The 26,993-nt window shown below is 39.1% G+C and carries 27 protein-coding genes; 20 read left to right on the forward strand and 7 right to left on the reverse strand.

All coding sequences use genetic code 11. The features are described from left to right. The 7 genes from PALPR_RS00140 to PALPR_RS00170 all read right to left on the reverse strand — a co-directional run bounded on the left by PALPR_RS00140 (nucleotide 1) and on the right by PALPR_RS00170 (nucleotide 6,750). On the reverse strand, nucleotides 1–507 hold the full coding sequence (locus PALPR_RS00140) for an RNA polymerase sigma factor (protein ID WP_013443556.1): 507 nt from the start codon (nucleotides 505–507) through the stop codon (nucleotides 1–3). Nucleotides 508–676: 169 nt separating this feature from the next. After that, nucleotides 677–1,660, reverse strand: coding sequence for a YeiH family protein (locus tag PALPR_RS00145; protein ID WP_013443557.1), 984 nt, complete (start codon nucleotides 1,658–1,660; stop codon nucleotides 677–679). Between the two features lie 75 nt (nucleotides 1,661–1,735). Then, on the reverse strand, nucleotides 1,736–2,629 hold the full coding sequence (locus tag PALPR_RS00150) for a LysR family transcriptional regulator (RefSeq protein WP_013443558.1): 894 nt from the start codon (nucleotides 2,627–2,629) through the stop codon (nucleotides 1,736–1,738). A 174-nt stretch (nucleotides 2,630–2,803) separates the two neighbouring features. Further along, nucleotides 2,804–3,394 carry a glycerol-3-phosphate 1-O-acyltransferase PlsY gene (gene plsY, locus PALPR_RS00155; protein WP_041620488.1) on the reverse strand — a complete coding sequence of 197 codons (591 nt, stop codon included), beginning with the start codon at nucleotides 3,392–3,394 and terminating at the stop codon, nucleotides 2,804–2,806. 8 nt (nucleotides 3,395–3,402) lie between these two features. After that, entirely contained in the window at nucleotides 3,403–4,131 is a 729-nt protein-coding gene (locus PALPR_RS15630) for a peroxiredoxin (protein WP_013443560.1), read from the reverse strand. A 5-nt stretch (nucleotides 4,132–4,136) separates the two neighbouring features. Then, nucleotides 4,137–4,913 (reverse strand): DUF1295 domain-containing protein, encoded by a 777-nt coding sequence (locus PALPR_RS00165; protein ID WP_013443561.1) that lies wholly within the window; start codon nucleotides 4,911–4,913, stop codon nucleotides 4,137–4,139. Nucleotides 4,914–4,923: 10 nt separating this feature from the next. Next, nucleotides 4,924–6,750: a DAK2 domain-containing protein gene (locus tag PALPR_RS00170; protein ID WP_013443562.1), complete on the reverse strand. Its 1,827-nt coding sequence runs from the start codon at nucleotides 6,748–6,750 to the stop codon at nucleotides 4,924–4,926. 804 nt (nucleotides 6,751–7,554) lie between these two features. Here PALPR_RS00170 and PALPR_RS00175 point away from each other — a divergent pair. The 20 genes from PALPR_RS00175 to PALPR_RS00270 all read left to right on the forward strand — a co-directional run bounded on the left by PALPR_RS00175 (nucleotide 7,555) and on the right by PALPR_RS00270 (nucleotide 26,917). Further along, a complete protein-coding gene (locus tag PALPR_RS00175; protein WP_013443563.1) occupies nucleotides 7,555–8,202 on the forward strand; it encodes a PKD domain-containing protein in 648 nt (215 codons plus the stop codon). Nucleotides 8,203–8,404: 202 nt separating this feature from the next. Further along, the gene (locus PALPR_RS00180) at nucleotides 8,405–8,713 is read left to right on the forward strand and encodes a hypothetical protein (protein WP_013443564.1); all 309 of its coding nucleotides are present in this window, start codon (nucleotides 8,405–8,407) and stop codon (nucleotides 8,711–8,713) included. Between the two features lie 201 nt (nucleotides 8,714–8,914). After that, a complete protein-coding gene (locus PALPR_RS00185) occupies nucleotides 8,915–9,448 on the forward strand; it encodes a hypothetical protein (RefSeq protein ID WP_013443565.1) in 534 nt (177 codons plus the stop codon). 153 nt (nucleotides 9,449–9,601) lie between these two features. Further along, nucleotides 9,602–10,024, forward strand: coding sequence for a GNAT family N-acetyltransferase (locus tag PALPR_RS00190; protein ID WP_013443566.1), 423 nt, complete (start codon nucleotides 9,602–9,604; stop codon nucleotides 10,022–10,024). A gap of 121 nt (nucleotides 10,025–10,145) precedes the next feature. Further along, nucleotides 10,146–11,969, forward strand: coding sequence for a TlpA family protein disulfide reductase (locus PALPR_RS15215; protein ID WP_013443567.1), 1,824 nt, complete (start codon nucleotides 10,146–10,148; stop codon nucleotides 11,967–11,969). Between the two features lie 290 nt (nucleotides 11,970–12,259). After that, nucleotides 12,260–13,099 carry a sulfite exporter TauE/SafE family protein gene (locus PALPR_RS00200; protein ID WP_013443568.1) on the forward strand — a complete coding sequence of 280 codons (840 nt, stop codon included), beginning with the start codon at nucleotides 12,260–12,262 and terminating at the stop codon, nucleotides 13,097–13,099. 6 nt (nucleotides 13,100–13,105) lie between these two features. After that, nucleotides 13,106–13,504 carry a DUF1634 domain-containing protein gene (locus PALPR_RS00205; RefSeq protein WP_013443569.1) on the forward strand — a complete coding sequence of 133 codons (399 nt, stop codon included), beginning with the start codon at nucleotides 13,106–13,108 and terminating at the stop codon, nucleotides 13,502–13,504. Between the two features lie 404 nt (nucleotides 13,505–13,908). Continuing rightward, nucleotides 13,909–14,286, forward strand: coding sequence for a VOC family protein (locus tag PALPR_RS00210; RefSeq protein WP_013443570.1), 378 nt, complete (start codon nucleotides 13,909–13,911; stop codon nucleotides 14,284–14,286). Between the two features lie 371 nt (nucleotides 14,287–14,657). Further along, nucleotides 14,658–15,509 (forward strand): class I SAM-dependent methyltransferase, encoded by an 852-nt coding sequence (locus tag PALPR_RS00215; RefSeq protein WP_013443571.1) that lies wholly within the window; start codon nucleotides 14,658–14,660, stop codon nucleotides 15,507–15,509. A gap of 129 nt (nucleotides 15,510–15,638) precedes the next feature. Then, nucleotides 15,639–15,914: a putative quinol monooxygenase gene (locus PALPR_RS00220; protein WP_013443572.1), complete on the forward strand. Its 276-nt coding sequence runs from the start codon at nucleotides 15,639–15,641 to the stop codon at nucleotides 15,912–15,914. 174 nt (nucleotides 15,915–16,088) lie between these two features. Then, entirely contained in the window at nucleotides 16,089–16,934 is an 846-nt protein-coding gene (locus tag PALPR_RS00225) for an alpha/beta hydrolase (RefSeq protein ID WP_013443573.1), read from the forward strand. 230 nt (nucleotides 16,935–17,164) lie between these two features. Further along, entirely contained in the window at nucleotides 17,165–18,100 is a 936-nt protein-coding gene (gene pstC / locus PALPR_RS00230) for a phosphate ABC transporter permease subunit PstC (protein ID WP_013443575.1), read from the forward strand. Between the two features lie 237 nt (nucleotides 18,101–18,337). After that, complete coding sequence (gene pstA, locus PALPR_RS00235; protein ID WP_013443576.1) at nucleotides 18,338–19,183, forward strand: phosphate ABC transporter permease PstA; 846 nt, start codon at nucleotides 18,338–18,340, stop codon at nucleotides 19,181–19,183. Beyond that, nucleotides 19,183–20,061 (forward strand): phosphate ABC transporter ATP-binding protein, encoded by an 879-nt coding sequence (locus tag PALPR_RS00240; RefSeq protein WP_013443577.1) that lies wholly within the window; start codon nucleotides 19,183–19,185, stop codon nucleotides 20,059–20,061. Before pstA ends, PALPR_RS00240 begins: the two co-directional genes overlap by 1 nt. 214 nt (nucleotides 20,062–20,275) lie before the next feature. Then, the gene (locus PALPR_RS00245) at nucleotides 20,276–21,502 is read left to right on the forward strand and encodes a DEAD/DEAH box helicase (protein ID WP_013443578.1); all 1,227 of its coding nucleotides are present in this window, start codon (nucleotides 20,276–20,278) and stop codon (nucleotides 21,500–21,502) included. A gap of 506 nt (nucleotides 21,503–22,008) precedes the next feature. Beyond that, nucleotides 22,009–22,734 carry a DUF6261 family protein gene (locus PALPR_RS00250; protein ID WP_013443579.1) on the forward strand — a complete coding sequence of 242 codons (726 nt, stop codon included), beginning with the start codon at nucleotides 22,009–22,011 and terminating at the stop codon, nucleotides 22,732–22,734. A 59-nt stretch (nucleotides 22,735–22,793) separates the two neighbouring features. Next, nucleotides 22,794–23,357, forward strand: a complete 564-nt coding sequence (locus tag PALPR_RS00255; protein WP_013443580.1) for a hypothetical protein — start codon at nucleotides 22,794–22,796, stop codon at nucleotides 23,355–23,357. Between the two features lie 78 nt (nucleotides 23,358–23,435). Next, on the forward strand, nucleotides 23,436–24,455 hold the full coding sequence (locus tag PALPR_RS00260) for an aminodeoxychorismate synthase component I (RefSeq protein ID WP_013443581.1): 1,020 nt from the start codon (nucleotides 23,436–23,438) through the stop codon (nucleotides 24,453–24,455). Continuing rightward, on the forward strand, nucleotides 24,439–25,035 hold the full coding sequence (locus PALPR_RS00265) for an aminotransferase class IV (protein ID WP_013443582.1): 597 nt from the start codon (nucleotides 24,439–24,441) through the stop codon (nucleotides 25,033–25,035). Before PALPR_RS00260 ends, PALPR_RS00265 begins: the two co-directional genes overlap by 17 nt. A gap of 385 nt (nucleotides 25,036–25,420) precedes the next feature. After that, nucleotides 25,421–26,917, forward strand: coding sequence for a 2-isopropylmalate synthase (locus tag PALPR_RS00270; protein ID WP_041620083.1), 1,497 nt, complete (start codon nucleotides 25,421–25,423; stop codon nucleotides 26,915–26,917). Nucleotides 26,918–26,993 lie beyond the last annotated feature (76 nt).

Raw genomic sequence — 26,993 nt, forward strand, 5'->3', positions numbered from 1 at the left:
TTAGATTTTAGTAAGGACTAAATTTTTGAGTTGTTCTTTAATACGACCAATTCGCGTAGCTACATTAGTCTTTGAAATACCCATGATTTCTGATATTTCGGTATGCGAATTGCCGTCGAGGTAGAGTAAGACAATGGCTTTGTTAATTTCATTCAGTTCTTCAATGCATTGATACAATACAGCTGATTCATCTGATTCTTCCTGTTCAATAAGCCATGGTGTAATTTCTTCTTTCCTGAAATCATTTAAGAAGGAAAACAAAGAATCATTTTTCTTATTTCGCTTATAATTTATTGCTGTATTCAATGCTACCCGATAAATCCAGGTAGAGATTTTAGAATCACCTTTAAATTTCTCAAATGATTTCCAAAGTTCAAGAGCAATGTCATTAATCAAGTCTTCTCTATCATAAGAAGTGTGTGTGAATGCTCTTGAAATTTTAATGATAATCCCGGTGTTTTCCTCGAAGACACTAAGAAATTGGTCGCTAAGTTTATCTTTTGTCATTTCCCATAATGTTACTTTTAATTGATTCTTTCTAATTTGTCTGTGTGCACATTTAAATCAATTAGTAACACATTACGTCAATAAATCACAGGCAGTATTAATTTTTTCCAAAGATAAAGGCAATTTGCTGATTTATAAAATACGCAATTGAAAAAAGCAATTCGAAATCTTATTTAGGTTGATATAAAAAATAAATAAATGATAAACTTACAATGGCAATAAACACCCAGAGCGTAACACCCAATACAAGTGGCTTGACACCTACTGATTTCAAGGTCTTCCTTGACAATCCTGCTCCGATAAAGAAAAGTGTGAGCGTCAGGCTCTGGCGGGCAACCGATACTATACCGTGGGTGACTGCTTTGGGAATATTCAAATAGGTATTCAGAATCATAGCTACTATGAAAAACAATATAAACCAGGGAATAAAAACTTTGTCGCCTTTCGATTTAAAATAAAACGATGTGAAGATTGACAATGGAATAATCCACAATGCCCGGGTGAGTTTTACGGTGGTAGCTACTTTCAGTGCTTCTTCGCCATAAGTTGCTCCGGCTCCAACGACCGAACTGGTATCGTGTATGGCAATGGCAGCCCACAAGCCAAATTGATGCTGAGAAAGATGCATCCAATGCCCCAATACCGGAAAAAGAAACAGCGCAATGGCATTCAGCACAAAAATAGTTGCCAGTGAAACGGACATTTCGCTCTCGTTGGCTTTCGCAATAGGTCCAACGGCAGCAATAGCACTTCCTCCGCAAATAGCCGTACCTGAAGCAATCAGGTAGGAGGGGACTTTCCCTATATTAAGCCATTTTCCCAGCATTATGCCTATAAACAGTACGCTTACAACCGAGAACAAGGTAAACAACATACCGTCGGAACCAGATTTCACAGAATCGAGCAGGTTCATGCCGAATCCTAATCCCACAACCGATATTTGCAACAGGTATTTTGATGCTTTTTTGTTGAATGCCTCAAACGGTGCTCCAACGCTGAGCGAAAATATCAATCCGGCAAACAAGGCAACGGGTGGTGAAACAAAAGGGGTTAAACAACAAATCCCGATAATTAAAAAACTGATTTTTACTGCTGCATTGCTAAATAATACATGCTTTTCATGTGCATCTTTTTCTGTAATTTCCCTTTTCATTTTCCTTTGTTTAATTGACTCTGCAAAGGTACAGGGAATATAAACAGGATTATGATAGTTATTATTTATGTCTGATTACCTGAAGTTATAGTGTCGGGCATATTCGATGAATAATTCCGGCAATCCTTCCGTTCCTCCATAAAGTTGAATAAAGTGGAAGGTACGATCCAGATTCAGGTCTTTTACATCCACAATTCGTAACTTGTTATTCTCCAGTTCATCCAGAATAGAATGGATGGAAAGAAAAGCCATACAGTTGGAATGCAGCAAATAGGACTTTATACTTTCTGTGCTGCCCAGTTGCATTTCGCATTGCAAATCGGATAATTTAATGTTATGTGGTTTCAGTGCATGAGCTATTACTTCCAGTGTGCCCGAGCCGGGTTCGCGCAAGAGGAGTGGAGTGGATACCAACTGTTCTATGGATATCTCCTTTTGAGCCGCTAATGTATGATTGGATGCTACTACCGGAACTATTTCGTCGTGAATAAATTCGGTGTACTTGAACAGTGTATTTTTCGATTGTCCTTCGATAATTCCGAAATCGATACTGTTATTGTTCAGCGCTTGTTCTATCTGCTCGGTATTGCTGATGGTGAGTGACACCTGAATGTCTTCATATCGTTGGTGGAAATCGGCTAGCAGTGGGGGTAGCACATATTGTGCAATGGTGGTGCTGGCTCCTATGCGTAGTTTTCCTTTGAAGGTTTCTGTAAGGGCATTGAGGTCGAACTCCAGACTCCCGTAAAGTCCGAATATCTGGTTGCAGTAGTGAAGTAGCACGCCACCGGCTTTGGTCAGGTGAATTTTATTGCCATTGCGTTCGAACAGTCGTATTTTATAATAGCTTTCAATTTCCTGAATGTGTTTGGACACGGCTGGCTGCGTGATGCAAAGTTCCTCAGCAGCTTTGGTGAAGTTGAGTCGCTTAGCAACTGTATAGAATACCTTTAAACGAAAGTCGAACATATATTCCTGTATTTTCTGTTTGCAACAAAAATACGATAAAACTTGCAATACCCGAAACAGGAGTCCGATAGATTGTTATTTACTGCCGGTGACTTTTGCATTATTGCAATAATGCTGTATTGTTTTGTTATTCGCTTTTCAGGAAGAGAGAAGGAAAAAACAACTAATTCGGATTTAGTTGGACGGAATCTCTTCGTTGCGCAGCAGGCGTTGGATGTTTTTAGCGTGTAGCACCGTAATGAGTACGGTGCAAACCAGCAGGTAATAGAAGGTAGGTGTGATGTTGTTTTGAATAAAAGAAATAATAGGCAATGCTGCCGCCAATACCAGCGAACCCAGCGATACATATTTAAAACGCCATTTTACAATAAAGTACAATGCTACCGAAGCAAAGACTGCAACGGGTGCAAGCAGAACCGACGCGCCAAGCGTGGTGTTTACGCCTTTGCCTCCTTTGAATTTCAGAAACACGCTAAAGTCGTGTCCCAGGATGGCAGCCAACGCTACACCATAAACCCAAAAAGAAGAAGTGCCGCTGTTGGAAAAGAAAAGCAGATAAAGCGATACGGGCAACAGTCCTTTCAGCATATCCAGCAGTTGCGTGATAAGTGCAATTTTCTTTCCGGCAATACGTTTTACGTTGGTAGAACCTATATTGCCGCTGCCATATTCCCTGATGTTTTTTCCGGTTGCATAGCGGGTCAGTAAATACCCTACCGGAATAGACCCGATAAGATAAGTAGCGACAATCAATATTATCGGCATCGCACTGTTCATTTGAGCTGTTTTAGAATGCGTAATGCTTCATCCACGTGTTTTTCGGCCTGTACCTGTGAGTTGAAGATATAAAGCACTTTTCCTTCTTTACTGATCACATAGGTAATTCGTCCGGGTATTAAGCCAAATATCTTACCTTCTGCTCCAAAGGTTTTTCGCACTTTATTATCGCTGTCGCTTAGCAGGGTGTAGTTTAGTCGGTGTTTTTTGGCAAATTCCAAATGACTGCTAACCGACTGTGCACTGATGCCGATTATCAAAGCATCGGCATCACGAAACACTTCGTACTGATCGCGAAACGAACAGGCTTCTTTGGTGCAACCGGGGCTGTCATCTTTCGGGTAAAAGTAGATTACCAGGTTCTTTTTACCCAGAACAGAATCGAGCGCAAATGGTTTGCCGTACTGATCCTGCAATTCAAACGAAGGAACTTTATCGCCCACCTGCACTCCTTTTTTAGTATCGGTATTCAGATAAACGATAAACAGCAGGGCATATACACTCAGGTAGAAAAGATAAAAGTTTCGCGATTTTGCATACAGTTTATTGCCGGGAAAGAGATTGCCGAAAAGTCCGCGCAGTTCTGTCCGGAAAACCGGTTTGATATTGATAGTCCAGCTGTCTGTACGGTAAACCAGTTTGCGGAATCTGCTGCGGTAGTAGCCCAGCGGAAGTCCCCAAACGATAAACAGGATAAACCAGATGTTTTTGATGATGTTTTCCATGCCGTTTATTTTTTAGGAAACCAGGGTATGAAAGCATTGGTTTTACGAATGTATTCACTGTACTGCGGTTTGGTGCTTGTCAGCGATTTTTCGAGCAGGGCTACTCCCGATACTTTGATAATAAGCAATGTCATCAGTACCGATCCCAGCGAGAGCCAGTAACTTCCGGCGGCTATACTGAACAATGCATACGACCACCACACGGCTGAATCGCCAAAATAGTTCGGATGGCGGGTATATTTCCAAAAACCGGTATTAAGTACTTTCCCTTTGTTCTGAGGATTGCTTTTGAAACGTGCTAACTGAATATCGCCACCCGCTTCGAATGTAAAACCGATAATCCACACCAGTATGCCTGCATAATCCAACCATTGCAATCCCGAGTTTTGTTCGCCGAAATTTGCTCCGAGCAGAGGAGTGGAAATCAACATCATCAATACGCCCTGCAACAGAAATGTTTGAAAGAAACTAAACCACCAGTACCGCTCCGGACCGTATTTTTTTCGGAACTCCTGATAACGGAAATCTTCGGCTTTGCCAATATTCCGCCATCCCAGATAAAAAGACAAACGTAATCCCCAGAGAGAAACCAGTACGAGCAAAAGAATTTGCCTGTCGGTTATCTCGGCCGAAGACAACACGTAGAAAGCATTGATAACCACAAACCCGAATCCCCAAAAGAGATCGACTATGCTCACATTTTTAATAAATACGCTCACTATCCAGAGCAAAATCAAAAGCACAAGTATAATAAGCGATGCCTGAAAAAATAATGTTGCCATACCCGATAGTTTAATTGTTTAATAATAATGATACTGCTACAGCTCCAATGCCGGCATGCATACCAATGACGGGCGAAATATCCACCACCGACACCGATGATTTTCCGGTAAGCTGTTTCATTTGTTCTTCAGCCTCTGCAGCTCCTTCCGGATTGTGTGCATGCAGAATAATGTAATTCCAGACTGTTTTTTGTCCGCACATTTTTTCTATATGGCTGAATATCTTTTTCAGGCTGGACTTCTGACTGAAGGTATTGCCAAACAACATGGATTTTCCGTTTTCGTCCATCGATATCACCGGATTTAATCCGAATAATCCGGCTATCACTCCTTTGGGTTTAGACACTCTGCCGCCTTTAATCATATACTTCAGGTCGCGCACGCTGACAAAGATAAACGATTGCGCCACATCGGCTTTTATTTTACTCACGATGCTGTCAAAATTCTCTCCGGCTTCGATGTACTGAGCCGCTTTGAGTACCAGCAAGCCCAGTGAACCCGACAGATTGTTGGAATCTATTACCTGTATCGGTTTATTGAACTCTTTGGCTATCCGCTGTCCGGCTTTCACGCTGTTGTTATACGTTCCGCTGAACTTTCCGGTGAGATGAATGGCAATAATAGCATCGTAGTGCGAAGCCAAATGCGAGTAAAGATTGGTAAATGCCTGTTCGTTTATCTGCGATGTATTCGGAAATTCGGCTTCTGTTTCCAGCATGTCGTAAAACTGCTCCGGCTGAATGGTTACTTTGTCTAGAAAATGATTGTTGCCGAAATTAATATTCAGCGGCACTACATTTACCTGGTATTTGTCGATCAATTCTTGCGATAAATCGCAGGTAGAGTCTGTTACCAGCGCAATGTTCCATTTACGTTTAAATATAGTTTCCTGTTGGCGCACCATATCGTCCACTTTCTGAAACGTAATGGTAACCATGCCTTTAAGTTCCTGAAACAGTTGCGTAGGATTGTTGGTATGTACATGAATGCGGCAGGTAGATTCGGAGCCGGCAACTACCACCGAGTTTCCACTGTCCGACAACAAGCGTTGAACGTCTGTATCTTTTACCGTCAGATTTTTCAGAATGGCTTCGGTGCAGTATCTGAACGGAATGTCCGACTCGCTTATATTCTCCGTGTGCACAAGCGATATACTTGTTTGCGCATCTACCTTCAACGACCGTATATTCAGCTTTTGAATAAACTCCACTATCCCTTTAATAAACACAACAAAACCTTTGGCTCCGGCATCTACAAATCCCGACTTGCCCAGTTCCTTCAGTTTAAAGGTAGTTTCGGCAAGCGATTTCTCCAACACCTGCAACGACTCTATCATTACTTGTTTAAAATCGTGTAAGCGTTCTTTTTTGCTGTTGATAAAGTCCGCCCAGTCGCGTATAACGGTGAGCATGGTACCCTCTACCGGATTGGAAATGGCTTTATAGATGTAGGGAATGGCATTGCTCACACTGTGTGCGAATTCGGTAATATTAATGTGAGGTTTGTTCAGCGTCTCACAGCTCAGGCCGTGCAAAAACTGAGCGAAGATCACCCCCGAATTGCCCCGGGCACCTGTCAGGGCAGCTTCGGCTATGTTGTTTACTGTGGTTTTGTATGATTTGTGCGGCTTTATCGTATCTACTACCGACCGTATGGTAGCAGCCAGGTTAGTTCCCGTATCTTTATCGCTTACCGGAAATACATTGATTCGGTTTATTTCTGCCTGGTGCTGTAGTATTTGATTGCCGCCCGCAACAAAGGCATAATAGAGTAGCTTGCCGTTTATTGCCGTTTTATCCTGTTCGTATTTTCTCGTTTTTTCGGTGAATGCTGGCATCAATTTTTTCAAATTAGGTTTAAAAAATCACTCAACTCTTTTTTACATTCTGTAGGACATAATTGAAACAACCGATGCTTTCGATTGTTCTTAGAAGCAGCTTATTTCGGCTTTTGTTTTGCTTTGATTTTTAAATAATGCATTTGTACTCTTGATACCAATTGCACCCAAAAGCTCATATGCAGAAACCTCCCTGATACTATTCCGGAGCATTTATAAAACAATGCCCCATTAGCTGCCAAAGTTGCGGCTATTTTGTACCTGAACACACCATTATTCACCAAAGATACAGTTTCTTAGTAGAATAATGGAACATCTTAATAGAATAATGTTCCATTATTGTATAGAGATGAAGCAACTTAGTAGAATAATGCTTCATTATTCTATTGAAATGACCTCATTATTGTATTGAAACGCTCCATTCTTATCATTCCTCATCATCTATTTCCTCTCTTATATGCTTTAAGCTAAAAAATCTTCATTGTGTGAATTAAAAAAAATAAAGTATTTATTCATATTGTAAATTATTGTTTTTATCTTTGGGGTTGAAAATAAAAAAGAAGCAATATTGCCTTGCTGGACGTAAAAAGCAAATTATACATTAAGCTAGCTCTCACTCTCCCCCTCGTTTGTAACGAGGGGTAAATGGTTTGGTGTTTGTAACATGTCCCGCAAAACAGACAAATGATAATAATTGTCTCGATTATTATCAGCAACTACAAGAAGAGAGAGAGACTTTGTTGCTTGACATAAAACGAAAATAATAACTAAATAAAATATATCAATAATTAGAAAATTAAAATTATGAATTGTAAACTCAACATTTTGACTGGATTATCTTTAGCCTTATTAAGTATGACCTTTGTAGCATGTGACGGAAATAATAGTCTGGACGTGAAAACTGCTGAATTCTCAGTAAAACAAGACCCAGTATATCTTAAGTCGGACGTAAACTTTGTTGCACAAGACTCTATTGGTGGTAATAAATACTCGTGGAATTTTGGAGATGGATGCACGCTAACCGGAAAATATAATGTGACTCATAAATACGAAAAAGAAGGTGTTTATACGACTTCGATGAAAGTAAATGGAATGACAAGCTCAAAAACAATAACAGTGCATAAAGGAACTCTGAGTTTTAGAGTCGTGAACAAAAGTAGCAAGTATTTCGACTGTCTTACTTATATTGACAATTATGAAACTGGTAGTGTTAGCCGTTTTATGGTAAGAATGAATTCACAATCAGATACCATATATGGCTATAATTTTAATAATGGAAACAATCATATATTTGGAATTTCATTTTTCATAGATAATTCCGAATACACTTTACCGAATTTAATTTGGTTGGAAAACTTTAAGCACCGTGATATCATTGTGTCCGACACTACAAAAGTAATTCCTCGAAGCTCACATGGTGTTTCAAATAGTGTTATGATTAAGGATTTGTAGAATGTATTGTATTTCGTAGTTTGAGCGGTTTTGTGAATCTTGTCAATCATAGTTTAGCGTATGATATTGAGTGCAGTGTCCTTACTTCGTTCAGGCTAAAAGAAAGTCTTCTGACTTCCACGTAGTCTGGAGAGTATGTTGAATGGGTGAGATATTGACATTGCGAGAGAAAAAAATAAAAACAAACTGAAATTAAATAAGTATGAAAAACTGCCCAAATTGCAAATCAGAAGTTGAAGACAACTTCAATTTATGTTGGAATTGTAACTATAGCTTTTCTGAGAATAAAGTTGTTGAATTTGAAGATGTTGATGAAAAACAAAGTGTAAAGGCAATCGACTGCTTGCGTTGTAAGGTTCCACTTGCTTTTTCAGGAAACTTTAAATTCCATGAAGGAACCAGATATGGTATTTTTGGAAATGTATTTGAAGCTTTTACGAACAGAGAATCTTTCGATTTATACATATGTCCTAAATGTGGAAAAGTTGAATTCTTTTCACCCGAAATTTAGGTGAGTTATGTGATATTTGAGCATGTAGAACACGAAGTTTGCACTCTATGAATAGACTATTCAGATCTCTGTTACAACGATGTCTGAAGTATGAACGCATATAAATCACTTTTCCCTCGTTGGTAACGCAATAAAAGGTGTTTCCTCAAAAACTTACGAATAGAACAATAAATAAAAGAATCGAAACTAAAGTATAATAGAATGATTAATAACAAAGCATTATTTGAGATTTACTTGATTCTGAGAGCCATTATTTTCTGTAGTGTTATAATTCTTACAGGAATGATAATTACGTCATTTTTTATAAAAATAGATTTCTTTCAGGTTCTATTTCCCAATTATAGAGATGAAGGAAAGTCTACTTTGATAATATTTAATTGGGTTTTAATTTGTCTTTTAATAATCGACGAAAGAATCAAACCGGCTTTTTTTGAATTTCAGCTTACAGCCAATGAAATTATTGTTAGAGTATATAATCCACATTCATATAAGTGGGAGTCTCAATTTATTTTATTTGGCTACAAAAAAAGAATTAAGGAATTGAAAATCGGCAAAGAGGAATACAGTAATTATAAACTTACTATTGGAAAGCTTGGACTTCGGAAAGAATTAAGACTTCAAAAGATAAACAACAACGGAGTGTTTGAAACATCAGATGTTAGTATAAGTCTATTGAGAAAAAAGGAATACACGAATCTAATATCGGATCTTGACGAGCTTAAAACTAAGGTTTAATTGAACTAAGTCAATTGTTTATGGCCAGAGGCTCTGTTCTGTGAGCCCTGTCAATACAAAGGAAGATAAGAAACTTTCTTTTTGAGAAGTGCATAGGTGGCTGTTTATAATTCCCTAAAACAACAACTGAAATAAAATTTAAAAGTAGTACAGATGAACTTACGGTTACAATTTGACACCAACGATATTGACTGGAACCTGATCGTTGACATACTTCGGGAAGTTGGAATGGGCTACCATACAAGTGAAATCCACGAAAGAGCGTTTAATAATAGTCATACGGTAGTATTTGTGTTTGATGAAGAAAGATTGGTAGGTTTTGGCAGAGCTATATCCGATGGAGAATATCAAGCTGCCTTGTATGACATTGCTGTTTTACCAAGCTATCAGGGAAAAGGGATAGGTAAAATTATAATACAAGCCATTGTGAGAAATACCCCCAATTGTAATTTTATTCTATACGCTTCACCGGGCAAAGAAAAATTCTATGAAAAAGAAAATTTCAAGAGAATGAAAACAGGAATGGCTCTGTTCGTTGATGCAAAGAAAATGAAAGATAAGGGATTTACAGAATGATTCCTGATTCTTACAAGTTTGCGCTCTATGGATAAGATCATGTTTAGCTCAGAGTGAACTGTCCGTATAAAAAAATAACAGATATCGAATGTAATATAAATCCTTAAAAACAATCGTTGTTATGAAAAAACTAATTTCAGTAGTATTGTCAATGGTATTTTGCATATGTATATATGCTCAAACCTCTGTGTTAACGCTTAGCCCATCAAAGATAGAAGCGGGCAAAGATGTACGGTTTACTTATACGGGTAAACTTGCTATGAAAGGAACAAAAATTGCTGTGCGTTTGTATAATTCAAAGGCGTTCACAGATAAAGTCGTTAAAACAAAGTTGACCGGGAAAAGCATCACCGGTAGTTTTAATGTGCCTGACACCACTACTTATGTTTCTTTTGTTATTACCAACGGCGATAAAACCGATATAAAGGATAAAGAAAGCGTGGGATATGATTATTTAGTGTACAAAGCCGGAAAACCTGTAAAAGGAACTTATCTGGTAAAAGGTGCGTTGTTAAGCTCGAAGGGTGGAGGAAATAAAGCGCTCGAATTGATTGAAAAGGAATATACACTTTTTCCGGAACAGCGCGAAAAAACTTATTACAATTACCTGTACGCAATGCTGGGTATAAAAGAAAGGAAAGCTGAAGTCATAGCATTGGCTCAAAAACATTTCGACAAAGTCTTACAGACGGCAACTGATGACAATGATTTATCAATTTATATTCGTTTAATATATGATGGTAGCATTAAAAAACGAGACTCGTTGGAGAAAGAAGTAGTACGGAAATTTCCCAAAGGAAGCACAAGCTTCATGCTAAAGCTTGAAAAATTGTATAGTCAAAAAGATCCTGACTCAACATTAGTCATGCTGAGTGCTTTGCAGAATGAATTTCCGGATAGATGTAAAACCAGCAAACAGACAATAGATAATATTTTGTTAAATACGTATCGAAAGAAAAAAGACTATGTAAATTTCGATAAAGTTGTTTCATCTATTAAAGATAAACAGGTGAAAGCGCAACAATATAACCAGATAGCCTGGGAAATGGCTACAACCGATACCAATCTGGCACTGGCCAAATCTTATTCCGAAAAGTGTATAGCCACTATGGATTCGGTATTAAAGTATGAGAAACCTGCTGATGCCGGCTATTTGAAAGAATGGGAAGAAAGGCAGGCCTATACTCAGGGAAATAATTACGATACCTATGGCTATATTTTGGAGAAACAGGGCAATATAAAAGAGGCCGCTGAAAAAGAACAACTGGGAGTTGTACTGTCGAAGTCAAACAATACGTACATGAACGAACAGCTAATGAAGTATCTTATCACCTTAAATCAACCAAAAGAAGCTTTAACCTGGGGAGAGAAATTTTTAAGCACCGATAAGAGTAGTGCAAAATTAGATTCACTTTATGATGTGGCTTATATCCGATTGAATGGTTCAACAACAGGATTAGCAGCCGCTAAAGCTAAATTGGCTTTAAAATTGAAACCGGCACCTGATTTCACATTAAAAACACTGGATGGTAAAACGGTGAAACTCTCCAGCATGAGAGGTAAAATAGTGGTACTTGACTTTTGGGCTACCTGGTGCGGACCTTGTCTGGCATCATTCCCCGGTATGCAGAAATCAATTGATGCATTGAAGGATAATAAAGACGTCTGTTTCTATTTTATCAATACTTCTGAACGCACATCAGCTGATACACGTATCAAAGAGGTCAAACAAACATTAGAGACAAAGAAAGTGAAGTTCGACGTTTTGCTTGACGAACAGCAAGGAGATGATTTTATGGTAGCTAAACTTTATAAAGTCAATAGTATTCCCACCAAGATTGTAATTGACAAAAACGGAAAAATCCGCTCAACCACTGTAGGATATAGCGGGAATGATGATGAACTGGTGAATGGATTCAAAAAAATAGCAGAAGTGCTGAAATAAAATATCTAATTTATCTGGATTTGAGGACTCTATTCATTGATTCTTCAAATCTGAACTATGCAATGCATAGAAATAAACTTAGAAGAAGGGTGAACTCCCGCAATTGGTTTTGACCGGTGGCGGGAGTTTTATTTTACGGCATAGAAACGTATAATCGTTCTCACAGAAGAATAATTTGTAACAATGTATTTAATTTGAAATAAAATGCAATTTTAGAGAAGGTGGAAAGTATCAACTTTCCCAACTCTTAAGAAAATAGTAACTTTGCACCTCATTAAAATAGGTTAGTTATGGAGATTGAATTATTTACGTTAATATTGTTCTTTGGGGCAATTTTTGGAGGTTTGTTAGGTTCTCTGACCGGTCTTGGTGGGGGAGTAGTTATTATTCCGTTACTCACGCTCGGGTTTGGTGTGGATATGCGTTTTGCAGTGGGAACTGCGTTGGTTACTTCTATAGCTACCTCTTCGGGGGCTGCAGCTGCGTATATTCGGGAGGGAATAACCAATACCCGGATAGGGATGTTTCTTGAAATAGCTACTACTACCGGTGCTGTGGCAGGAGCGTTGGTTGCCATGTATTTACCTACCCATATCATTGCTCTGATTTTTGCCGCGATTCTTATTTTCTCGGCTGCAATGACTATTCGGAAGCGAAACACGGTTGTTGATTATGCTGCTCCGGGCGACAAACTGGGAGTAAAATTGAAACTGAACGGTTCTTACCCTTCCGAAAAAGGGACGATAAATTATAATGTACATAATGTGTTGGGTGGTTATTCACTTATGACAGTTGCGGGTGTATTGTCGGGACTGCTTGGTATTGGTTCCGGAGCCCTTAAGGTGTTGGCTATGGATACGATGATGAAAATTCCGTTTAAAGTATCCACCACTACCAGCAATTTTATGGTTGGTGTTACTGCTGCTGCCAGTGCGGTAATTTATTTGCAACGGGGATACATTGATCCGGGATTGGCTATGCCTATTGTTCCGGGAGTACTTATTGGGGCTTTCTTTGGTTCTAAAATATTGGTGAAAGCCAAAGTACAAACCCTGCGAAAAGTATTTAGCGTGGTTATTACTATGCTGGCACTACAGATGATTTACAATGCTATAACCGGTAAAATTTAATGACAAATGAATAAACTAACTAGTCAACACGATATTGATTTAATTATAGGGAAATTATTGCGTGCAGGCGTACTTACTGCTTCAGCGATTACTGTTTTTGGAGGTATTCTGTATCTAATTCAGCATCATGGTTCTACTGCAAACTACGGGGTGGTAGCCAGTAATGAGATTTTTCGGGGTGCTCCGGCTTATTTACGTGAATTATCTTCGATACTGCCACAAATCATACGGTTTGATGGAGCGGCTATTGTACAGTTTGGGTTAATTGTGCTGATAGCAACACCTGTTCTTCGGGTAGTGTTTTCGCTGATTTCTTTTGCAATAGAAAAGGATAAACTCTATGTTGGAATTACAACGCTTGTATTGATTATTATAATGATCAATATGTTTTTTGGATTACATTGATTTACTTTTTTGTAGCAACGACATATTTCAGCGCAATCTCCTTCTGTAATTATCTTTTTGCTTTTTGATATCGGACTAAAGTAGGCTCAGATTGTACTGAAATCGGTTGCGATTGCACTTTTGTTCTTTCAGATCGTACTTAAATCGGTTGCGATTACACTTTTGTTTTCTTAGATTGTACTTAAATCGGTTTAGATTGTACTTTTGTTCTTTCAGATCGTACTGAAATCTGTTGCTATTACACTTTTGTTCTTTCAGATTGTACTTAAATCGTTTGCGATTGAGCTTTTGAGAACTTGGGAAAAGTGATATCAATTAAAAATAAACGAGTAGAATTGGTACCTGTACAACTTTATTCCCTGATTTTATGTTCAAATCAATAATAACTATCAACAATAGTAAAGATGAAAAGAGTTACAGGTATTGGAGGTGTTTTCTTCAAATGTAAAGACCCCAAAAAAATGACTGCATGGTACCAAAAGCACCTTGGACTGGACACAAACCCCTATGGTGCAACGTTTGAGTGGTACGAAACTGAGGACCGTAAAAAGAAAGCTCAAACACAATGGACACCCTTCTCCGAAACGACAGAGTATTTTGAACCTTCTTCAAAAGATTTTATGATTAATTACCGCGTTGAAAATCTGGAAGCACTTATCGAGGAATTGAAGACGGAAGGTGTAACCATTGTGGATACGATTGAAACTTATGACTATGGAAAATTTATTCATATCCTGGATGCTGAGGGGAACAAAGTAGAACTGTGGGAACCTGTTCGTTAAAAACAAGAAATAACAATATCCGATATAATCAAAGAACTTACACCTTACTTATAGTGGTAGTACGACTTCAAGTCATACTACCATTTTCTTTTAAACCCTTCTCCCGCCAATGGCGAGTATTTCCCTTGAAAATGGAAGATCATCCAAACCTAATAATTCATTCACATTAAAGAAATAATAGATTGTGTCTACAACTAAAGTTTCACCAGATGAGTTTGAAAATAAGCATAGACAACACTTTGTAGTTAAAATTTATTTTTGCTTTTGGCTGCTAAAACTTACTAGTGTATTGAACGGTTATATCAATGTTAGATTATTAATCAGGATACTATAAGATCGAATTTTCAGGGAATCATTAAATAAAAGTATATATGGAACCACAACAAACAATGGTACAGCCGGATAATACTGCTGTACGAACAGCTTTATGGAGGGCTTTGCATGTTGAGGCAGATGCCGCACCTCATATCATTAAAGATGAAATAGGATTGAAGTTGATAGCTCCACCCAATGATTGGAAAGAGCGTCCGGATATGAAATATACAACGCGTATTCGGGCTTCTATAGTTGCTCGTGCTCGTTTTGTCGAAGATTTAATTGTTGAACAAAGCAAACGGGGAATTAGCCAGTATGTTATACTCGGAGCCGGGCTTGATACCTTTGCTCAACGCAGAAAGGACATTGCCTCAACGCTTCAAATTTATGAAATTGACCAACCCGATACATTGACATGGAAACAACAACGACTTGTTGAACTGGGTTTTGGTATTCCTGATTATCTTCATTTTGTTCCTGTCAATTTTGAAACGACTTCCTGGTGGACAGCTTTGATTAATAAGGGATTTAATCCCAATATACCTACAGTGTTGGTTTCTACAGGAGTGACATTATATCTCACCAAAGCGGCAATTGTTGAAACATTGACCACTATAAAACAAATGTCTATTGGCTCAGTTTTAGCCGTAACATTTTATCTGCCCATTGAAAGTATCGACGAAGAGGACAGACCCTTGATGGAAATGTCGATAAAAGGAGCTAAAGCATCAGGGACTCCCATGATAAGTTTTTTTAAACCGGATGAAATTATGTCTTTAGCTTCCGATGCTGGTTTTAAAGAGGCAAAAACTATTTCTACAAAAGATATGGAACAACTTTATTTTGCAGACAGAAGAGATAAACTTTTACCGGCAAGCGGAGAAGTATTCTTAATGGCAACAATCTAGACTATTCACGTTCAGAAGACATAAACTATTTTAAATGATTTCAGAACTTCATACATCTGACTGAAGTTATTAGGTTCTGGCATAAAAAATCTGTATTTTTGTATCTCACTAATTTAAAAAAATACGATTATGATTCGATTGAATGTATTTATGTCGGTAGAAGAAGTAAACCGCACCAAAGTATTGGCTGCTGCCAAAGAATTGACTGCTTCTTCGGTTAAAGAAGAAGGCTGTATTGCTTATGATATTTTTGAAAGCGCCACCCGTCCAACTGTGTTGCTGATTTGCGAAACATGGAAAGACAACGAAGCGATTGTGAATCACGAAAAATCAGCTTCTTTCATTAAAAATATAGCTATTCTTAAAGAGTTTACCACAGTCAAAGTCGAAAAGTTCGAATTTTGATAGAAAGAGCGTAGCCGCATAGTTTGTCGGGTGCGTGTTCCTTCGGGTATGTAATATAGTTCAAGTCTGAGAAAAGCAAAGACTTGAACTGTGTTGTATTCGGATGCATGTGACCTCCAGAAAATCAACCGCAATAAAAATCAAATATTATAAATTCTAATACTGGCTTAAAAAATGAAATCAAAAATCCAAAAAAGAGCATTTCTGCTGACAATTGTCCTGTTTTCTACGGGCTTAATTTTTGCTTCCAGAGTTGATACCGTACGCGTTGAAAGTAAAGCAATGCATAAAACCATAAAGAACATCGTGGTAGTTCCCGACGGTTATCAATCAACTAAAACTTACCCTTCGGTATATTTGCTTCACGGTGCAGGTGGTAACTTCAAAGATTGGGTAACCAATGCTCCCGGAATTAAAGAATTGTCAGACCTTTATAAAGTCATTATTGTTTGTCCCGATGGTGGTGTTACCAGTTGGTATTACGACAGTCCGGTGGACAGCACTTATAAATATGAAACCTTTGTAACAAAAGAACTGCTTGGATATGTGGATGCTCATTATGCAACCATCAAGGATAAATCGGCTCGTGCTATTACCGGATTGAGTATGGGTGGTCACGGAGGTCTTTACTTGTCTCTTCGTCATCAGGATTTATTTGGAGCAGGAGGAAGTATGAGTGGAGGTGTGGATATACGTCCTTTCCCCAACAACTGGGATATTGCCAAACGCCTTGGCACTTTGCAAAGTCAACCTGAAAACTGGGAAAAGAATACCATTGTAAATATGCTTGATTTGCTGAAAAACAGTTCACTAAAACTAATTATCGATTGTGGTGTGAATGATTTCTTTTATGACGTAAACTCCAACCTGCATAAAAAGTTACTGGAAATGAAATATCCTCACGATTATACAGAACGTCCCGGCGTTCATAACTGGCCATATTGGAAAAATTCAGTAAAATACCAGTTTCTGTTTTTTAATGAGTTCTTTACACGTGGAGGAATTTCTAAAATGAAATAGTCGTTTGGTTGTTTATCAGCTTTAACTGTAGTATTTCAAATTATTATTGAGTGGTAGTATGACTTTAGGTCGTACTACCACTTTTTTATTTACTGATATCTGCATTTTTATACAGAGGCAAATACCATAAACAAGGTAGATAAATACCCTCTGAATGGGATTGTAACAACTCTTGAATAAGTTGAACTTTGCAATAAGAAAATTATACATGTTTAGAATGTACTTAGAAAATGAATAATGGAATTAAATCACTTTTCACACAGCCTTTTGGAGGTAAGGGGATAAGGGTTCTCAAAAATAATATCGCCGGTGGTGTGATGTTAAGTATAACGGTATTGTCAATTCTATTGGTAATTCTTATTGGTTTAGGATTATACCTGAAGTCAGTACCTGTTTTTGAAAACAATAGTTTCTGGCATTTAATTACATCTTCTGACTGGAAGCCTGGAAAAGGTGAATTTGGGTTTCTTCCATTCATTGCCGGGACATTATCGATTACAACTATAGCCGTAATACTGGCTTTGCCTATAGCTTTGCTTTCGGCCTTGTTCCTGAATGAATACTCCAAAACAGCAGTCAAAAAATGGGTTTTTACAGCTTTGGATATTTTAGCCGGAATACCTTCTGTTGTTTACGGAGTATGGGGTACATTGTTTATAGTGCCCTGGATATCGGAAAAACTGGCTCCTCATTTCGTAGAATACTCTACCGGATACACCGTGTTGGCAGGTGGTATTGTGCTTGGGGTTATGATATTGCCTTTGCTCATCAGTCTTTTTGTGGAAATATTTTCAGCAGTCCCCCGCGAGTATAGAGATGCTTCCCTTTCATTGGGTGCCACCAAATGGCAAACCTGTAAGCACGTTATTTTGCGTAAAACCTTTCCTGGAATTCTGGCTGCATTAATTCTGGCTGTATCCCGTGCATTCGGCGAAACTATTGCTGTACTTATGGTGTGCGGAAACATACCGTTGTTGCCGCATTCACTTTTCGATTCCTGTTATCCGCTGCCGGCACTGATAGCGAATAATTATGGTGAAATGCTATCTGTACCCTTGTACGAATCGGTACTGATGCTTGCAGCTTTTCTGCTTTTTATTGTTGTGTTTATTTTCAATGCAACATCGAGGGCAGTAATTTACAGAATAGAAAGGAAGTTTAAATAATAGCTATTTGCCTTTGGCGATATTGATGAATATTAAGCTGCGCTGATATTTATGGATATTAAGCTTCGCTGATATTGATAGATATTAGTCCTTCGGACGATATTAAAATGTTACGAAGTAAATCTCAGCGAAGCTAAATATCGCCGAAGGCAAATATCTATCAATATCAGCGAAGCTAAATATCACACGCAGTGTAAATATCAGCGAAGCGAATAACACGAACAAAGTGAGAAAAATATGAAATTAAAATTTATAGAAGAAAGAATAGCTAAAGTGCTGATGATATTGGCTTCCGTTGCTGTCATTGTCTTTGTGGTGAATATTATTTACACCATATTCCGACGTGGACTACCAGCGCTGAACTGGGATATGATAAGTAAAATTCCTGCAGGAGGATATTACAACGGTGGCGGTGGCGGTATTCTGAATGCTATCATGGGCTCGTTGTACATCGTGCTTGGCTCCACTATATTGGGTCTGCTCATTAGTATTCCGGTGGTATTTTACCTGAACGTTTACCTGAGAAAAGATTCTAAACTGGCTTATATTGCCCGGTTGGCTTTCGACGTGTTGTTTGGTATTCCATCCATTGTTTATGGAGCTTTCGCGTTTACCATCATGATTTATTTGGGTATGCATACTTCACTCGGTGGCGGTATTTTGGTTATCACGCTGCTCATTATTCCAATTTTTATCCGATCAATGGACGAAGTGGCTCAGCAATTACCCCGCGACCTGCTTGATGCTACTTATGCATTGGGAGCAACCAAGCTGGAAACTATAAAGGTAGTGCTTCGTCAGATTGCGCCCGGCATTGCTACTGCGACTTTGTTGTCAGTAGGACGTGCCATTGGCGATGCAGCCGGTGTGATGTTTACAGCCGGGTTTACCGATAGTATCCCCACTTCGTTGAGTCAACCGGCAGCTACGTTACCTCTTTCGGTATTCTTTCAGCTCAGCAGCCCGAATGCCGACGTACAGGACAGAGCTTATTCTGCGGCTTTGATTCTTATTTTCATAGTGCTTATTATCAGTGTGGCAGGACGACTAATTACAAACCGATTTTCAAAACATAAAATATAATGAAATCATTCTTATACCGAAACCCCACGAGAGCAAGTTGGGCTGAAGATTACTCTTTTTTGAATAATGATTCAAAGAACCAATCTGACAGCGAAAGTGACAAAAGAGAAGGTCTCGGAATTAAAAAATCGTATTTAAAAGTAAGTAACTTAAACATCCATATTCATAAGGCTCACATTCTGAAAAATGTGAACCTGGAGATTCCGGATAAAAAAATAACCTGTATTATTGGTCCTTCGGGTTGCGGAAAATCAACCCTGCTGAAAACATTCAACCGCCTGATTGACGACACGGAAGGTATAAGATACGACGGTAGCATTTTTGTCGACGGATACGATATTTTTGACAAGAAAACCGAGATTACTGAAATCAGAAAAAAAATGGGTTTACTATCTCAGCGTCCTTGTCCGCTTCCAATGTCTATTTATGAGAATATAGCTTTTGGCTGCAAAATGCACGGTGAGCACAAGAAGAAAAAACTAAACTCCATAGTAGAAGCTCAACTTAAGGCTGTAGGGCTTTGGGAGGAGGTGAAAGACCGCTTGAGTTCACCTGCATCCAAGTTATCCATTGGTCAGCAGCAGCGTTTGTGCCTGGCCCGGGGACTAGCCGTGGAACCAGAATTTATATTGGCCGATGAGGCCACATCGGCTCTCGATCCCATTTCCAGTAAGCATATCGAAGAGTTGTTTGTGGAGCTTAAAAAAGATTACGCCATTATTTTGGTAACACATACCTTACGACAGGCTTTGCGTATTGCAGACCATGTGGTTTTTATGTATCTCGGCGAAGTTATTGAAGCCGGTCCGGCCGATGAAGTGTTCAATAACCCAAAACAAGAATTAACCCGTAAGTATCTGGAGGGAGCTTTTAGCTAGTTGCGGACAGTTTACTGTCGACACACGTTTAGGCACTTTTATTATTCCAGGGAAGTTGATAAATTCGCGACTATACGGCATGTCTGATACTTTTGTGGCGGTTTTCATGTAGGGTAAACCAATGGTTTAAAATCCTTGTTGTAGCATTTTGAAGTATTATATCTTGGGTGTCAGTTTAATTTGCGTATCTTTGCAGCATATTAATATACTTTCAATGAGATTTGACGAACTTCCCCTTTGCGATGCCGTGCTGGACGGATTGCAAGCCATGAATTTTAAAGAAGCCACCCCGGTACAAGCCGAAACTATCCCCGTAATTTTACAAAAACGTGATGTAATTGCTTGTGCACAAACCGGAACCGGTAAAACAGCCGCTTTTATTCTTCCGTTGCTACACAATTTACAAGCCGAGCCCCTGGCTGCCGACAAAGTGAATGCCATTATCATGGCACCTACGCGTGAATTGGCTCAGCAGATTGACCAGCAAATGGAGGGATTTTCGTACTTCACGTCTTTCTCGTCGGTGGCGGTGTATGGCGGCAACGATGCATCAGCTTGGGACACCCAACGACGTGGTTTGCAAAACGGAGCCGATGTGGTAATAGCTACTCCGGGACGCTTGCTTTCACATATCAACCTCTATGATATTGACTTTTCGCACGTAAAATATTTTATTTTGGATGAAGCTGACCGCATGCTCGACATGGGTTTCTTCGATGATATTATGCAGGTGGTAAATCGCTTACCTAAGGACAGACAAACCATCATGTTTTCGGCTACCATGCCGCCTAAAATTCGCCTGCTGGCCAAAACCATTCTGAATAATCCGGTAGAAGTGAAAATTGCCGTTTCGCGTCCGCCCGAAAGCATTATGCAGACGGCTTATATTTGCTACGAAGCACAGAAGCACGGCATTATCCGTCATTTGTTTGCCGAGCAGGAAGCCACGAAAGTGATTATTTTTTCCGGTTCAAAACTCAAGGTAAAAGAACTTTTCAAAACTTTCCGCCAAATGGGCTTGTCGGTGGGAGAGATGCACTCCGACCTGGATCAGGCGCAGCGCGACCATGTGATGCACGAATTTAAAAATAACCGCGTAAGCATTTTGGTAGCTACCGACATTGTGTCGCGTGGTATCGATATCGACGATATTTCTTTGGTAATAAACTACGATGTGCCGCACGATGCCGAAGATTATGTTCACCGAATCGGGCGTACCGCTCGCGCCAGTGCCAAGGGTATGTCCATTACCTTTGTGTCCGAAGAAGAGCAATATAAGTTCAAGCAAATAGAAGATTTTCTGGAAAAAGACATTTACAAAATACCTATGCCGGTAGAACTGGGTGAAGCCCCCGAGTATAAACCCGAATTGCACCGCTTTGGACACAAAAAATTTGCTTCGGGGAAAGGTAAATTTCGCCGCAATAAACCGCAAAAATAATTCCAATAAAACTTTCACTTTATTCTGAGCCTCGATATTTCGCGGCTCTTTTTTTATGTCTTATTTTAGCAATCTAATTGTTGATAACTTTTTTTTCAAAAAGTTGTAATTTGATTGTTTGTATAACTTAAATTTTATATCTTTGACCCGTTATGTGTTGAAAATGTGATGCCTTTTTTGTTTCGATTCTTTGAAAACCCCCACAAATAAAAGGAAAATAAGAGCTTTTTATTTGCAGCAACCGTTCCCAATACGGGGAATGTCTCCTGCATATATGCGACAGGTTTCCCCAACATGGGAAAGTCTCCTGCAAGATTGCAGCAAGGTTTCCCACAGTTGGGAAAGTTCGCTGCAAGTCTGCGACAAGGTTTCCCGCGGTTGGGAAAGTTCGCTGCAAGTTTGCGGCTTAAATTATCTTTTTCGGGAGATAATTTGTATTCAGATTCTTATTGTTTACACCATAAGATGTTTTAGATAACCTATATTATTAATCAAAATTTCTAGTTATGTTTGTAAAAAATGTTCATTTAAATGATTTTCAAAACGAAGAACATTATGGTTTTCACACCTATGTGGCGGATTTAGTAAATGAATTTTCGCCAGCTTTTCTGAGAGTAGATACGCAGTTTAATGCTTACAAGCAATTATTGCCCGATGAGAACAAAGCATTGGATCAGGTACAAAAAAGTGTTTTCACGGCAAAGCTTGATGAAGGCGATAGGGCGCGTGACAAACCCATTTTGGGTTTCTTTAAAGTGGTGAAAGGGCAACTACACCATTTCAATCCGGCAGTAAGCGCTGCGGCTTATGGGGTAGATGTTATTAACGAAAGTTTCAACGGCATCACCCGACTTCCGTACGAAAAAGAAACTGTGGCTATAACCAAGTGGCTGGAAACCATCAGAACTTCGTCATTCGATGTGAATCTACTCGGTGCAGCTGATTGGTTGAACGAAATTGAGGCCAAAAACAATGCTTTTGCCGAACTAAAAAAAGGTCGTTTTGCAGAAGAAGACCTCAAAACCAACTTGCGCATGAAAGATGTGCGCAACGATGTGGACGATGCCTACGATGCAATTGTAGACCGTATTAATGCTTTTATAACCATCGAAGGAGATGCTCAGTATGCCGCGTTTGTAAACAAACTGAATAACCGCATCGATAGTTTCACTCTTACCCTTGCTCAACGGCAGGGACGAAATAAAAAAGCCGCTGAAACTACAGCAAAATAAATAATAATCTTTCCCCTGCTGCGCGAGTGGTGGGGGAAGATAATATAGCAATAAATGATATGAAAACAACAAATAATATTGACGTTGAAATAAATTGTGAGGATTTCCCATATAAATACCAAGAAGAATTGACAGATAAACTAGATGCGATTTCTAGTGATTTTAATCAAGAAATAATAAACGAAATTGTGCTTTGGAAGGTTAATCGATATGCAAAGTTATCTGTAAACTCTTTGAGATTAATTAATTCAATTTCTACAACATCAGACAAGATTAATATAAATCTTACAGAGGAAGTTTTGAAGAGTTTATTGTCTGAACCTGGTGTAAGATTACCAATGGCCTCTACAATTTTGAGATTTAGAAATCCTAAAGTATATCAAATTATTGATCAAAGGGTATATCGGTTTATAAATTCAGGTAATCCTCTTCCAATTCCAGCAAATAAATCTGAAAAAAACATAAATTCTCAGATAAAATTGTACTTTCAATATTTAGAAAAATTAAAACATGAATCTGTACGGCTAAGTATACCATTTGAAAAAGCTGACAGAATTTTTTATTTATTAGATAAAGATAAGAATAAGGAATTCAATCTTAAAAATTTTGGATCGAAGAAGTAATCTCAATTCAAATTCATCTCTTCGGATGTTCTGAAATCTTTCCGTAACTTTGCACTCTCTCAGGTTATAACACAACGGATGGCAAAGCATTTTCCCTATATATTGCTCAACAGGCAGCGAATCATTGAACAAATCAATCAGTTAGCTGTTTTGGGCATTCCTTTTCTGTTTATTGTCGATTACAAAGCGGAGTCGGGCTATGTGATTCGTCAGGATGAAATGGATGAACGATTTATTCGCTTTCAATTCAATTCATCTGTTCAACCTATCAACCAATCAACCAATCTCCCACTGAACCAATTAACCACTGAACCAATCTCCTGGCAAACCAAACCGCTTAGCCTCAAAGATTATCAACCGAAATTTGACTATGTGGTGGCGCAAATCCGCCTCGGAAACTCGTTCCTCACTAACCTCACGCAGCCTACCGAGGTGCAGACCAATCTTACCCTGCTCGATTTATACGAACTTGGTTCCGCAAAATATAAGTTGTGGCTCAACGGGATGTTTACCGTGCTTTCGCCCGAAACATTTGTACGCATCCATCAGGGGGTTATTTCTTCTTTCCCCATGAAGGGAACGATTGATGCCGCCGTACCGAATGCAGAAGAGCTTATACTCAACGATCCGAAAGAGCGTGCCGAACATGCCACCATTGTAGATTTAATACGAAATGATTTGAGTCTGGTGGCCGAGCAGGTAGAGGTGAAACGGTATCGGTATGTCGAAAAGCTGCATACCAATAAAGCTGATTTGCTACAGGTTAGTTCCGAAATTGCCGGGCGCTTGCCAAACGGCTACCATCGGCAGTTGGGTGAAATACTGTTTGCTTTGCTGCCTGCGGGTTCCATCTGCGGAGCACCGAAACAGAAAACACTGGAGATAATTGACCGTGCCGAAGGATACGAGCGAGGGTTTTACACTGGAATTTGTGGTTGGTTTGATGGTGAAAATCTCGATTCTGCCGTCATGATACGATTTGCTGAACAGCAGGACGATAGATTTGTTTTTAAAAGTGGCGGTGGTATAACCTCGCAAAGTGAACTGGAAAAAGAATATGAAGAACTAATTCAGAAAATATATGTCCCTATTCGTTGAATCAATTAAACTACAGGATGGTCGGTTTTATCGCCTGAATCTCCATCAGCAACGTATTAATAAAGCCTTTACCGACTTCTATCCAGATGAAGAACCGATTAATATTGTCGCTCAGTTGAATCAATATACTTTTCCGCAGGAGGGTATTTTTAAGTGCCGCATGGTGTACGACACGGATGTTCAATCATTGGAATTCGAGCCTTATGTGCGTCGCGATGTTCGTTCGCTCAAGTTGGTAGAAACTGACATGGAAAGCCGTCCGTATAAAATGGAAGATCGCTCGCAGTTTAATGCGGCATTTGCCTTGCGTGCTGATTGCGATGACGTGTTGTTGGTCAAAAACGGTTTGTTGACCGATGCTTCTTATTGTAATATAGCTTTATACGATGGAGAAAACTGGATTACTCCGTGTCTTCCTTTGTTGTATGGCGTAAATCGTGCGCAATTAATTACTGAAGGAAAGCTGATTGAAAAAGATATAAAACCGGTTGAGCTCATGAACTTTCAATACATCTGCTTGTTTAATGCTATGATAGAATTTGGTGAGTTGAAGTTAGAAATTTCAGCTATTCGACAATAAATATATTGAAATTATTAATTTGGCGGGTGTTTAATTCTGAATTGTAAGAAAAAATATCAAATTATTTTCACTTTGTATTTGCTGGTTTAAAAAAATGCCTTATCTTTGCAGCACTTTTAGAAAAACAAACAATGAACAAAAATTACTTACATATTCTCCTACTCGGTATTATTATTCTCTTGCAAAACAAGTAGAAGTGAGTTTGGTGTGTGTAATTAATTCAAATAATATATATAAGGCCTTCTCACTTCGGTGTGGAAGGCTTTTTTTGTAATTTCCTGCTCCTAAAGGGGAGTAAGGTTAGGTGATAGAAAATACAGATGTAAATTTAATAGCGGGACTCTTGTTTCCCTTTAGGGGTTAGGGGTCGATTTTAAAATAGAAGATTATGGATAGATTATTTATCTTTGACACTACATTACGCGACGGTGAACAAGTTCCCGGTTGCCAGTTGAACACCGTTGAAAAAATTCAGGTGGCCAAGGCACTAGAAAGTCTGGGTGTAGATGTTATTGAGGCAGGTTTTCCCATTTCAAGTCCGGGCGATTTTAATTCGGTGGTTGAAATATCGAAAGCAGTAACCTGGCCTACGATTTGTGCGTTGACACGCGGAGTACAGAAAGATATTGATGTAGCAGCCGAAGCACTCCAATATGCTAAAAATAAACGTATTCATACAGGTATCGGAACATCGGAGTTTCATATCAAGCATAAGTTCAATTCTACACAGAAAGAAATTCTGGAGCGTGCTATTGCTGCAGTAAAATATGCCAAAAAGTATGTGGAAGATGTTGAGTTTTATTGCGAAGATGCGGGACGTACAGACAATGTTTATTTGGCGCGTGTGGTAGAGGCTGTTATCAAAGCCGGAGCTACAGTGGTAAATATCCCCGATACAACAGGCTATTGCTTGCCTTGGGAGTTTGGCGAAAAAATCAAATTCCTGATGGAAAATGTAAACGGTGTGCATAATGCCATTATCTCAACCCACTGTCATAACGATTTGGGAATGGCTACTGCCAATACTATATCGGGTGTGATGAATGGTGCACGTCAGGTGGAAGTAACGATGAATGGTATTGGTGAGCGTGCCGGTAATACTTCGCTCGAAGAGGTGGCTATGATTTTGAAATGCCATAAAGGCTTGAACATCGAAACTCAAATCAATACGCAAAAGATTTATTCTACCAGTCGGCTTGTTTCTGGTTTGATGAATATGCCTGTACAGGCCAACAAAGCTATTGTGGGTCGCAATGCATTTGCGCATTCTTCTGGCATTCATCAGGACGGCGTGTTGAAAAACCGCGAGAGCTATGAAATCATGGATCCGAAAGATGTGGGTATCGACGAAAATTCTATCGTATTGACAGCCCGCAGTGGACGTGCTGCATTGAAACACCGGTTAAGTGTTTTGGGAGTGGATGTTGAAAACGGAAAATTGGACGTTATTTATGAGGAGTTTCTGAAATTAGCTGACAAGAAAAAAGATATTAACGATGATGATGTTTTGTTGATAGCCGGTCTAGAACGCAGCGAGAAGCAACGGATCAAACTAGATTATTTGCAAGTGACTTCAGGTGTGGGTGTTAAGCCGATTGCCAGTATCGGAGTCATGATTGCAAATGAGAAATTTGAAGCTGCAGCCACAGGTAATGGTCCTGTAGATGCTGCCATTAAAGCGTTGAAACAAATAATCAGACGTAAAATGACCCTGCAGGAATTTACTATCCAGTCGATGAATAAAGGTAGTGATGATATGGGAAAAGTACACATGCAGGTGGAATATGAAGGAGTGGTTTACTATGGATTTGGAGCCAATACCGATATCGTTGCTGCATCAGTTGAAGCTTATATTAATGCAATAAATAAATTTGTAAAATAAAAAATAGTCAATGGTCAACGGTCACCTGTCTCCGGTCTTTTACATGACCAACGACAGTTGTCTGATGACAGGAGAC

Source organism: Paludibacter propionicigenes WB4 (genome assembly GCF_000183135.1).
GTDB lineage: Bacteria > Bacteroidota > Bacteroidia > Bacteroidales > Paludibacteraceae > Paludibacter > Paludibacter propionicigenes.